At 69.3% G+C, this 11,403-nt stretch carries 7 protein-coding genes and 1 other RNA gene; 5 read left to right on the top strand and 3 right to left on the bottom strand.

Translation table 11 applies throughout. The annotated features are described in order from the left end of the window. Nucleotides 1-2,207: bifunctional lysylphosphatidylglycerol flippase/synthetase MprF (gene mprF, locus VLF18_RS08380; protein ID WP_325279174.1), on the top strand; the 2,207-nt coding region annotated here is incomplete at its 5' end. A 9-nt stretch (nt 2,208-2,216) separates the two neighbouring features. Here mprF and VLF18_RS08385 read toward each other — a convergent pair. From VLF18_RS08385 to VLF18_RS08395, 3 genes are all read right to left on the bottom strand, one after another. Further along, on the bottom strand, nt 2,217-3,578 hold the full coding sequence (locus VLF18_RS08385; protein WP_325279175.1) for an AcvB/VirJ family lysyl-phosphatidylglycerol hydrolase: 1,362 nt from the start codon (nt 3,576-3,578) through the stop codon (nt 2,217-2,219). 85 nt (nt 3,579-3,663) lie between these two features. Then, nucleotides 3,664-5,013 (bottom strand): aminopeptidase P N-terminal domain-containing protein, encoded by a 1,350-nt coding sequence (locus VLF18_RS08390; RefSeq protein ID WP_414717200.1) that lies wholly within the window; start codon nt 5,011-5,013, stop codon nt 3,664-3,666. Beyond that, entirely contained in the window at nt 4,994-5,566 is a 573-nt protein-coding gene (locus VLF18_RS08395; RefSeq protein WP_325279177.1) for a UPF0149 family protein, read from the bottom strand. Before VLF18_RS08395 ends, VLF18_RS08390 begins: the two co-directional genes overlap by 20 nt. 133 nt (nt 5,567-5,699) lie before the next feature. Between VLF18_RS08395 and VLF18_RS08400 the strand changes: the two genes are divergently transcribed. The 4 genes from VLF18_RS08400 (at nt 5,700) to ssrS (ending at nt 11,058) form a co-directional block, all read left to right on the top strand. After that, nucleotides 5,700-10,271: an EAL domain-containing protein gene (locus VLF18_RS08400; protein ID WP_325279178.1), complete on the top strand. Its 4,572-nt coding sequence runs from the start codon at nt 5,700-5,702 to the stop codon at nt 10,269-10,271. Nucleotides 10,272-10,334: 63 nt separating this feature from the next. Beyond that, complete coding sequence (locus VLF18_RS08405; RefSeq protein WP_325279179.1) at nt 10,335-10,559, top strand: TIGR02449 family protein; 225 nt, start codon at nt 10,335-10,337, stop codon at nt 10,557-10,559. Between the two features lie 5 nt (nt 10,560-10,564). Continuing rightward, nucleotides 10,565-10,867: a cell division protein ZapA gene (locus VLF18_RS08410; protein ID WP_325279180.1), complete on the top strand. Its 303-nt coding sequence runs from the start codon at nt 10,565-10,567 to the stop codon at nt 10,865-10,867. A gap of 6 nt (nt 10,868-10,873) precedes the next feature. Then, nucleotides 10,874-11,058, top strand: a non-coding RNA gene (gene ssrS / locus VLF18_RS08415) — 6S RNA. Nucleotides 11,059-11,403: the final 345 nt, after the last annotated feature.

Below are 11,403 nucleotides of genomic sequence, written 5' to 3' on the forward strand. Positions count from 1 at the left end.
TGCAGGCGCTCGCGCTGCCGCTCGGCCTGTCGATGCTCGTGGCCGCGAGTTTCGTCGCGGGCCCGCTGCCGCTGGCGCCGGGCACCGCGGCGCGCTGGCTCGCGATCGCCGTGCTCGTCGCCGCCGGCCTCTATCTGCCGCTGTATCTCGCGCTGACCGGGCAGCGCCGACTGATGCGCTGGCTGCCGCCGCAGCAGCCGCTGCCGAGCCTGCGCCTGCGCGCGGAGCTGAGCCTGATCTCGCTCGCCGACTGGCTGCTCGCCGCCGCCACGCTCTATGTCTGCCTGCGCATCAGCGGTGCCGCAGTCGCGCCGATGCCGTTGCTGCTCGCGTTCGCGGGCGCGTCGGTGCTCGGTCTCGTCAGTCTCGTGCCGGGCGGCCTCGGCGTGTTCGACGGCCTGCTGCTGCTCGCGCTCGGCCAGGCCGGCTACGACCAGGCCGCGGTGGTCTCGGGCCTGTTTCTGTTCCGGCTGAGCTACTACCTGTTGCCGCTGTTCGTCGGGCTGTATCTGGGTTCGGGCCTGCTCGTCGACCGCCTGCCGCAGCTCGCGCGGCTGCGCGAACGTCTCGCCGGTCATCCGCTGTACGGACTCCTGCAACTGCCGGCGAGTCTGCTCGCCGATCTCGGCATCCGGCTGATCGCCGTGTTCACGTTCGCCGCCGGCACGCTGCTGCTCGCGTCCGCGGCAATACCGGCATTGCACGAACGCCTGCACGCGGCCGGCGCGTACCTGTCGCTGCTGACGATCGAGAGTTCGTACTGGCTCAGCGTGCTGACCGGCGTGCTGCTGCTCGGCCTCGCGCGCGGCATCGACGGCCGCCTGCGCGTCGCCTACCGGCTCACGCAGTTCGTGCTCGCAGCCAGCGCCTTGCTCGCGCTCGCGAAGGGTCTGCATGTCGGCGAAGCGCTGTTCCTGCTCGGCGTCGCGCTGCTGCTGCGTTCGCGCAAGAGCGCCTTCAGCCAGCGCGCGATGCATCTGAATTCGTTCACGGCCGCGGGCTGGTTCGCCGGCCTTCTCGTCGCCGTCGTCGTGTTCTTCGCGATCGGCGTCGCCGCGGTGCTCGGCGACGACTCGTTCGATTTGTTCTACGTCGGCTTCGGCGAACATTCCTCGCGGCTCGCACGCGGCCTCGGCGCCGCGGCGCTCGGCGTCGCCGTCTATCTGATCTGGCAGAGCTTCGCGGTACGCCGGCCGGCGCCGCTGCTGCCGCATCGCGCCGAACTCGACGAAGCGCGCGAGCTGTATCGCCGGCACGGCGGCGGCGAGTTCGGGCACTTGAGTTTCATGGGCGACAAGTCGCTGTTCTGGGCCGGCGACCGTCAGGCCGTCGTCGCCTACGGCACGATCCGCGACCGCCTCGTCGCGCTCGGCTCGCCCTGCGGCAGTGAAGCCGCGGTCTCGCGCGCGATCCTCGATTTCCGCCGCTTCGCCGACAGCCAGGACCGCGTGCCGGTGTTCTACGAAGTGCTCGAACCGGAACTGTCGCGCTACCACGACCACGGCTTCGACCTGTTCAAGCTCGGCGAACTCGCGACGATCCGGCTCGCGGACTTTTCGCTGTCGGGCAAGCGCTGGGAAGACCTGCGCCAGGCGGTCAACCGCTCGGCCAAGGAAACCCTGCGTTTCGAGCTGCGCGAGCCGCCGTTCGACACGGCGCTGATCGCCGACGTGCAGCAGGTTTCCGACACCTGGCTCGCCGACAAGGGCAGCAACGAGAAGGGCTTCTCGCTCGGCCGCTTCGACGCGGCCTACCTCGATTGGGGACCGCTCGCGCTGGTCTATCACGAGCAGCGCCTCGTCGCGTTCGCGAACGTGCTGCCGCCCTACGGCCGCAACGGCACGGCCAGCGTGGACCTGATGCGCCATCTGCCCGACGCGCCGCGTTCGAGCATGGACTTCCTGTTCGCGCGCGTCATGCAGTGGGCGCAGGAACGGCAGTACGAGCGTTTCAGCCTCGGCATGGCGCCGCTGTCCAATGTCGGCGCGAATCCGTACGCGCGCATCAACGAGCGCCTCGCCGCGCTCGCGTTCCGCTACGGCAACAGCCGCTACAACTATCAGGGTATACGACGCTACAAGGAGAAATTCCGCCCTGACTGGACGGGCTCCTACCTGGCGTATCCGCGCGGCGTCTGGGTGCCCGGACTGCTCGTCGACGTCGCCGCGCTCGTCGCCGGTGGATACCGGCGGCTGCTGAAGGGCTGATCGTCGCGGCTATCGCCGCTTCGGCCAGAGGTCGAGCACGAGCTTGCCGATCGCCGCGTAGTCGCCGTCGTAGTGATGTCCGCCGGGCAGATCGAGCGACGTCACCTTGTCGCCCGCGAGCTTCGGACACGGACTGTCGTCTTCGTCCGCGCCGTGCAGGCAGACCGCCGGCGTCGTCGCTTTCGCGAGTTCGGGCGCAATCGGCAGCGCACCGTCGTGCTGCGCGCCGCCGAACCAGTCGCCGACCTTGATCTCGAATACGGCTTCGTCGTCGGGCGAGATCATGAACTGCAGATCGATCATTCCGCGTGCCGCCTCGGGCAGGCGGTTGAACACGACCGGCACGAGGCTCGCGCCGAACGAATAGCCGACGAGCGCAAAGCGCGCGTCGGGATTCCGCGCCGCGTAATGACCGACGACGCGCGCGACCGCCGCCGCGGCTTCGTCGGGCGTGCGCTGCTTCCAGAAGAACTTCAGCGTCGAGAATCCGATGACCCGCACGCCGTCGGCAGCGAGCGCATCGGCGACGCCCTGGTCGAGGCCGGCCCAGCCGCCGTCGCCGGTCAGCACGATTGCGATGCGGCCGTTCGCCGCTGCGGTCGGCGCGACGTCGGTCAGCGGCAGATCGGCGACGTCCTGGGGCAGCGGTTCATGCCGGCGCGCCTCGCGCCGGTCCCAGCGCTGCAATGCGGCAGCGAGGGTCTGCGGGCCGTTGCGGCGCGGCGCCGCTGCGGGCAGCACGCGATCGCGCAGCAGCGCGAGTTCGCGGCCGAGACCGTCGATCGCCGCGCCGGGCGCATAGGGCTGCGGCAGCCACGGATTGCCGAGCCGCGCGACCGGCACGACGCGGAACCCGCGCGTGCCGTCGGCCGCCGTCGCGACACCCGCATCGCCGGCGCAGAGCGTGTGCCGGAGACGCCAGTCGAAGTCGTAGCCGAGCGTCACGAGGCCGGCGAACGTGCCGGCCGGCGCCTGCGCCGCGACCGCATAGGCGAGCGTCGCGCCGCGATCGAGACCGACGAGCCACGGCGCCGTGTAGTCCGCCCTGTTTTCGTGCCGCTGGATCCAGTGACTGACTTCTTCGACGTGCGCGGCCGGATACGCGCAGTCGCTCTCGATGCCGTCGAGGTGTTTCAGATAGACCGGCAGGTCGATGCCGACGACGAAACTGCCGGCCGCCGCGAGCGCATCGGCATACGCCTCTTCGCGCGCATCCCAGCCGTCGGCGTCGGAGACGAACATCAACGTGCGTGTCGCCGTACCGTCGGGCCGCGCGACATGCAGGTCGCCGAACAGGCCGTAGCGGACCGGCGTCGTCGCAGCGGCGGCACCGCCGCACGCGAACAGCAGAGCGATGGCGATGCGTTTCAAACCGGCTCCTCGTCAGTGCGGCGGCGCGATGCGGTCTGGTCTGACCGGCGCGCGGCGGAGCGGTTCAACGGCGCGGTCGAAAACGTCAAGACCGCGCCGTACTCATATGCGACTCGATCTCTTCCACGGTCCGCGGCACGCCGAACGTCAGCAGCTCCGGCGCCGTGCGCGTGACGGCGATGTCGTCCTCGATGCGGATGCCGATGCCGCGCCAGCGCGGCTCGATGTCGGCGGCGTCGGGCGCGATGTAGATGCCGGGCTCGACCGTCATGACCATGCCGGGTTCGAGCTCGCGCGGTTCGCCGTCGACGCGGTAGTCGCCGACGTCGTGCACGTCGAGGCCGAGCCAGTGGCCGGTCTTGTGCGGAAAGAAGCGCTTGTATGCACCGCTTGCGATCGCCGCGGCCGGCGCGCCGGCGACGAGTCCCAGTTCGCAGAGGCCGCGCGCGATGACCTCGACCGCGGCTTCGTGCGGCGCGGTCCAGGGCCGGCCCGGCCGCGCCTGCGCGATCGCCGCATCCTGCGCGGCGAGCACGATCTCGTAGAGCGCGCGCTGTTCGGCACTGAAACGGCCGTTGACCGGAAATGTGCGCGTGATGTCCGAGGCATAGCACGCGAACTCAGCGCCGGCGTCGATGAGCAGCAGGTCGCCGTCGCGCAGCAGCGCGTTGTTGGCGCGGTAGTGCAGCACGCAGGCGTTGGTGCCGCCGCCGACGATGGGTTCGTAGGACGGCACCGCGCCGGCGTTGCGGAACGCGTGCAGCAGTTCGGCTTCGACCTGGTGTTCGTAGAGTCCCGGCCGCGCCGCGCGCATCGCGCGGCGGTGGCCTTCGGCGGCGATCGCCGCGGCCTGGCGCATCAGCGCGAGTTCGTCCTTGGACTTGTACAGCCGCAGGTCGTGCAGCAGATGGGACAAGGCTACAAATTCATGCGGGGCGCGCGCGAGCGGCCCGCGCAGCGTCTGCACGCGCTTGATCCAGCCGATCAGCTTCAGGTCGAAATCGCTGTCGCGGCCGAAGTGGTAGTAGACGCGCGAGCGGCCTTCGATCAGGCCGGGCAGGATGTCGTCGATGTCGTCGATCGGAAACGCGTCGTCGAGCCCGCACTGGTCCACCGCACCGTCGGGACCGATGCGCGGGCCGTCCCAGACTTCGCGCGACGGGTCGCGCTCGCGGCAGAACAGGATCGTTTCGGCCTGCGTGCGCCCCGGCAACAGCGCGAGCACGGCATCGGGCTCGGGGAAGCCGCAGAGATAGTGGAAGTCGCTGTCCTGGCGATACGGATACGGCGCGTCGTTGTTGCGGATGCGCTCGGGCGCGGCCGGCACGATGACGATCGCATCGTCGCCGGCGAGGTGCATGAGCTGTCGGCGGCGGCGCGCGTATTCGCGAACGGCAATCACGGGTCGCGGCGCCTCAGTGCAGCAGGTTGGCATCGGCGCCGGCGGTCGGCGCCGGCGGCGGCGCGAGTTCGGCGTGCAGCAGCATCACGCCGACGCGGATGAATTCCAGCACCTCGACGAGCGCGGACTCGTCTTCCTCGGCATCGTCGTAGTCGAGCTGCGATGCGGCGATCGTGCCGAAGTCGCGCAGGATTTCGGTGCCGTCCTCGGAGAGGCCGCGCTCGGCATTGACGCCGGACAGCCCGAGCCCGCCGAGGAAGCCGCGGCACCACTGCACGAGGGCGTCGGCGCGCTCGGCCAGCGGTTCGTCCTCGCCGGGCAGCAGCGGTTCGAACGCGAAGCCCGGGTCTTCGAGCTGCGCGCGGCAGTTCCTGAACAACTGGGTCAGGAGTTCCATGCGCGCGTGCGTCTCGATGCCGGGATCGGTCTCGATTTCGAGGCGCTGCAGCCAGTTGCGCGCGGAGGCCTTGCCGCCGCCGCAGAGAAACCCGGTCAGCGAACCGTGCAGGTCGCTGGCGGCGACGCCGAATTCGAGTTCCCGCAGGGCCACGCCGAGTTCGGCGTGAGTGATGACGATGCTGTTCATGACGGTGCAGGCCGGAGACGATCGCGCGATTGTACCCGCGCCACATCGGCCGCCGGCAGCTGCCGCACCACCTAGTTACCGCCGTGGCTTGCGCCTACACTGGCCGGGCGGCAGTCACGGGGAGGCGCGCTGCGTGGGACTCTGGCGAAACCTCAGGGGAGGTCCGAGCGCAGGAGCACGATTCTGCCTGCTCGTCGCATTGCTGTCGTTCGCCATCGGCGCCGGCGCTGCGCGCCGCAGCTTCTATTTCGACAATCTCGGCAGCGAACAGGGCCTGCAGCAGAACACCATCGGCGCGCTGATGCAGGACCGCGCCGGCTTCATCTGGATCGCGACGCAGGGCGGGCTGCATCGCTACGACGGCTACGCGTTCCGCGTGTTCGAGCAGGATCCCGAACGCAGCGACAGCCTGCCCGACAGCTTCATCACGGCGATCGCCGAGGACCCGCAGGGGCACATCTGGGTCGGCACCAACGCCAAGGACTTCTCGAGCCTCGATCCGCGCACGGGCACGGTGCGGCCGCTGCCGCCGGGCGCGCGCGCGACGACGCCGCGCGGCAACAGCATCTGCGCGCTGTACGCCGATGCGCCGAACCGCATCTGGGTCGGCTCGCGCGACGGCATCGATCTCGTCGACGCGGAGAAAGGTACGCGCCGGTCGCTGTTCCGCTTCGATCCGGCCGACTCGCTGCCGCTGCGCCCGCAGCGCCGCTTCGTCGATGCGCCCGACGGATCGCTGTATGCGCCGACGAGCCAGGGCCTGCTCCGGATCGACCGCACGACCGCGCGCGTGACGCGCCTGCCGGCACCGGCGCTGCGGCGCGCGCTGTCCGCGCTCGTCACACGCGACGGCGCGCTCTACGTCGGGACGTCGGGCGGGCTGCTGCGCGTCAGCGCCGACGGCCTGCGCGCGGAGCCGGTCTGGCCGGCGGCGGGCGCCGAGCCGGCCAACGTGTCGGACATCGCCGAAGACGGCAGCGGCCGGCTGTGGCTGGCCGTGCGCGGCGACGGCGTGGTCCGCCTCGATCCGCGAACGGCCGCGGCCGAATGGCTGCACCATCAGCGCGACCTGCCGGGCTCGCTGCCCGAGGAATTCGTCACGACGCTGATGGTCGACCGCTCCGGCCTGCTCTGGCTCGGCGGCGAGACGCGCGGCGTCGCGACGACGCGGCCGACCAGCGAGACGTTCACCTGGATCGTCGATCTCGAATCGCCGCGCGACCGCGTGACGCGCAACATGGTCAGCGCGCTCTGGGCCGAAGACGCGCGCCATCTGTGGATCGGCACCGAAGGCGACGGCCTCAAGCGCTACGACCGCCATCAGGACCGCTTCGAGAACTGGAGCGAGCCGATCGCGCGCGCGCTCGGTACCGCGGCGCTGCAGGAACTCAGCGTCTACGACATCGTGGGCGGCGCGGAAAACCGCATCTGGATCGCGAGCAGCCACGGCGTGTTCGAACTCGACCTGCGCGAGCGCCGCGCGAGCGCGATCGACGTCGCCGTGCTGGCCGGCGCGACGACGATCGCGAGCGGCGACCAGGAGGCGCGCAGCCTCGTGCGCAGCCGCGACGGCAGCCTCTGGATCGGCACCCGCACGAAGGGCCTGCTGCGCTATCGCGGCGGCCAGCCGGTGCAGGCGTGGCGCCATGACGACGCCGATCCAGCGAGTCTGCCGAACAACATGGTGCTCGCGCTGCGCGAGGACAGTCAGAACCGGCTCTGGATCGGCACGCTCGACGGACTCGCGCTGCTCGATCCGGCCAGCGGCCGGCTGCGCCGGCTCGGCGATCAGAGTCTCGCGCCGGGTCCGCACTCGGGCAACATCGTGCGACACATCCACGAAAGCCGCGACGGGACGATCTGGGTCGGCTCGCACAGCGGGCTGCTGCGGCTCGACGAGCTGACCGCCGACGGCGTGCGCTTCACGCGCATCTCGACGCAGGACGGGCTCGCGAGCAACACGATCTACGGCGTGCTCGAAGAACAGTCCGGCGCGCTGTGGCTGTCGACGAACCGCGGCATGACGCGCTACGAGCCGGGCACGCGCGCAGTGCGCAACTTCGCGCTGAAGGACGGTCTGCAGGCCTACGAGTTCAACGGCGGCGCCGCGTTCGCGCTGGGCCCGTCGGAACTGCTGTTCGGCGGCGTCAACGGCATCAATCTGATCCATCCCGAGGATCTCGCGCGCGAACGCTACGACGCGCCGGTCGTGCTGACCGCGATGACCGTCGGCAGCCGGCGCGAACAGCTCGTCGGCAACCAGCCGGAACGGGAGATCGCACAGGCCGAGCGCCTGCTGCGCTTCGAATTCGCCGCGCTCGATTTCACCGCGCCTGAAACCAACCGCTTCGCCTGGAAGCTCGACGGCTTCGACGAGGACTGGATCGACGGCGGCACGCGCCACGAGGTCACCTATACCAACCTCGACCCGGGCCGCTACGTGTTCCGCGTGCGCAGCGCGCAGAGCGATCCGGAGACGGCGCGCAGCAGCGCGTTCGCGTTCGAGATCGTGCCGCCCTGGTATTCGTCGACGTGGATGAAGCTCGCCTATGCGAGCCTCGCGAGCCTCGTCGTGTTCGCCGTCTGGAGCGAGCGGCGCAGCAAGCGGCTCGAGGAAAAGCGGCATCAGAACGAACTGCGCATGCGCGAGGACCGCCTGCGTCTCGCGCTCTGGGGCTCGGGCGACGAGTTCTGGGACTACGACATGCGCGAGGGCCGCATCTACCGCTTCGGTGCCGACCAGCTGCTCGGCAGCTCGCCCGAGGAGAGCCTCAGCGCCGAAGACTGGCGCAATTTCGCGGTGCATCCCGACGACCTGCCGCGCGTGGACCGGACCATGTCCGACCATGTCGCCGGCGTCACCGACCATTTCGAGTCCGAGCACCGCGTCGCACACGCCCAGGGCGGCTGGATCTGGGTGCTGTCGCGCGGCAAGATCGTCGAGCGCGACGTCGACGGCCAGCCCGCGCGCATCAGCGGCACGGCGCGCAACGTGACCGCGACGCGGCTCGCCGAGCGCGAACGCCGCATCGCCGCCGAAGTCATCCGCAACATGACCGAGGCCGTCACCGTCACCGATCTGGACTACCGCTTCACCTCGGTCAATCTCGCGTTCACGCGCATGACCGGCTATCGCGAGGACGAAGTCGTCGGCCAGAACGCGGCGCTCCTGAACTCGCCGCAGCATGCGCCCGAGGTCTACGAGCACATGCGCGAGACGCTGAGCCAGACCGGCCACTGGCGCGGCGAACTGTGGCAGCGGCGCAAGGACGGCGAGGAATTCCTGAGCTGGCTCGAACTCGCCGAAGTGCGCGACGCGCACGGCACGCGCACGCATTTCGTCGGCGTGCTCGCCGACATCACCGACCGCAAGCGCGCCGAGCAGGAACTGCGCTATCTCGCGAACTACGACACGCTGACCGGACTGCCGAACCGCACGCTGCTCGGCGAACGCCTAGGCCACGCGATCATGCGCGCGCGCCGCAACGGCCGGCGCGTCGCCGTACTGTTCCTCGACCTCGACCGCTTCAAGCACGTCAACGACTCGATGGGCCACGCCGCGGGCGACCGCATGCTCAAGGCGGCAGGCTCGCGGCTGCGCACGCACGTGCGCGACAGCGACACCGTCGCGCGCCTGGGCGGCGACGAATTCACGGTCGTGCTCGAGGATGTGCACGACGGCATGGAAGCCGAGCAGGTCGCCCAGAAGCTGCTGCAGGTGTTCGCCGAACCGCTGGAAATCGACTCCGGCCAGGAAGTCGTGATCTCGCCGTCGATCGGCATCAGCCTCTATCCGGATCACGCGCAGGTGCCGACGGATCTGCTGAAGTACGCCGACACGGCCATGTACCAGGCCAAGGAGAGCGGCCGCAACACTTATAAAATGTACACATCGGAAATGGATTCCGCCGCGCGCCTGCGCGCGACCATGGTCGGCGCGCTGCGCAAGGCAATGGAACGCGGCGAGTTCCGCCTCGTGTTCCAGCCCAAGCTCGCGCTCGTCGGCGAACGCATCGTCGGCGTCGAGGCGCTGCTGCGCTGGCACAGCGAGGACCTCGGCGAAATCTCGCCGGCGGTGTTCATTCCGCTGGCCGAGGAAGCCGGCATGATCATCGACATCGGCGAATTCGTGCTGAGCCGCGCCTGTGCGACGCTCGCGCGCTGGCGCACGCAGGAGATCGACGACGTCGTCATGGCGGTCAACGTGTCCGTGCTGCAGCTGCTGCGCGGCGAGCTGCCGCGGCGACTGCGCGAAATCCTCGCCGAGCACGACATCGCGCCGCAGCAGATCGAGCTCGAGCTGACCGAGAGCACGATCATGAACAATGCCGAGCAGTCGGTGCGCACGCTCAACGATCTCAAGGCGATCGGCGTATCGCTCGCGATCGACGACTTCGGCACCGGCTATTCCTCGCTGTCCTATCTCAAGCGCCTGCCGATCGACACGCTGAAGATCGACAAGGAATTCGTCGGCGACATCACTTCGGACCCCGACGACGAGGCGATCACCGCGACCATCATCACGATGGCGCATTCGCTCGGCCTCAACGTGATCGCCGAAGGCGTGGAAACGCACGAACAGGTCGAATACCTGCGCGAACAGGGTTGCGACGAGATCCAGGGCAACTGGCTGTCGCTGCCGCTGTCGGCCGAGCGCTGCCTCGAATTCCTGAAGGCCCGGCGGCGCGAAACCGCGCCCTTGTGAACGCCTTCCCGGCCTTGCGGCAGCGCCGTTGCGGCGTCGCGGCCCTCTGCTATAGTCCGGCCCATGTCCGCGGCCAACACCACGCTTGCCGACCTGCATGAGGTCAGCGCCCGCATCGACCGCCTGGTCGAGCTGTGCCAGCGGCTGTCCGAGGAAAACCGCAGCCTGCGTCAGAGTCAGGAACAGCTCGCGAACGAGCGCGCGCTGCTGCTGCAGAAAAACGAACAGGCCCGCACGCGCGTCGAAGCGATGATCGCGCGGCTCAAGTCGCTGGAACAGAACGCGTAGGCCCCATGAGCATACCCGCGCCGGTTTCCGTCAGCATCCTCGATCGCGAATTTCTCGTCGCCTGCACCGATGAAGAACGTCCCGGCCTCATCGCCGCAGCGGCGTATCTCGACGGCAAGATGCGCGAAGTCAAGAGCGCCGCGCGCGCAAGCGGACTCGATCGCATCGCCGTACTCGCCGCGCTGAACATCACGCACGAACTCATCGCCGCGCGCCAGCAGGGCAACAATCAGGCCGACACCGTGGCACAGCACGTGCAAGCGCTGAAACACAAGCTTGAAGGTGTGCTCAGCGCGTCCGTAAAATAGCCGCGTCGTTCTCTGCCGTGTGCGACAGCACGCCTAACATTTGCCTTGTTCCTAATCGACTACCCCGGGGTTGCAGTGCTGAGGTCGGTGTGCATGTCCGCCACGTGCGGGAAGCCTGAGATCTCGCGAGCTGTCCCACCTGTTAACGGGGTTCAAGGTCGTTCTGTGTGCATCGGCACGGCGGAGGGCGTCCTCCAAAAGCAGTAAATAGAGGTCGGAAGGGAGTAACTGGTGGGCGTGCGCGCTCTGGTTGCTGTCTTCTGGCCTTTCTGCTTTGCGACTCGCAGTGGAGGCGGGAGGCAGGTACGTAGAGCCGGCTGCTCGCTCATCCTCCAGCGCCCTGCTCACGGGTGCTGGCTGCAGTTGCGTTTCTGCAGCGCGCCGCGCGCTCACCGCTGTCCCCCGCTACAATCCGCGGCCTCTTTCGACGTCCGGCCCCGATGACGAACGCCCTCGACCGACAGCAGCTGCGGCAGCGCCTGCGCGAGCAGCGGGCCGCGCTGCCCGCCGCACAGCGCATCGCCGCCGCGCAGGGC

The organism is Tahibacter sp. (genome assembly GCF_035481375.1).
GTDB lineage: Bacteria > Pseudomonadota > Gammaproteobacteria > Xanthomonadales > Rhodanobacteraceae > Tahibacter.

Excerpts from the sequence above, each read along its gene's own strand:
- VLF18_RS08390 (WP_414717200.1), bottom strand. The coding sequence starts at position 5,013 with ATGCCAACCTGCTGCACTGAGGCGCCGCGACCCGTGATTGCCGTTCGC.
- VLF18_RS08395 (WP_325279177.1), bottom strand. The coding sequence starts at position 5,566 with ATGAACAGCATCGTCATCACTCACGCCGAACTCGGCGTGGCCCTGCGG.
- VLF18_RS08405 (WP_325279179.1), top strand. The coding sequence starts at position 10,335 with ATGTCCGCGGCCAACACCACGCTTGCCGACCTGCATGAGGTCAGCGCC.
- VLF18_RS08410 (WP_325279180.1), top strand. The coding sequence starts at position 10,565 with ATGAGCATACCCGCGCCGGTTTCCGTCAGCATCCTCGATCGCGAATTT.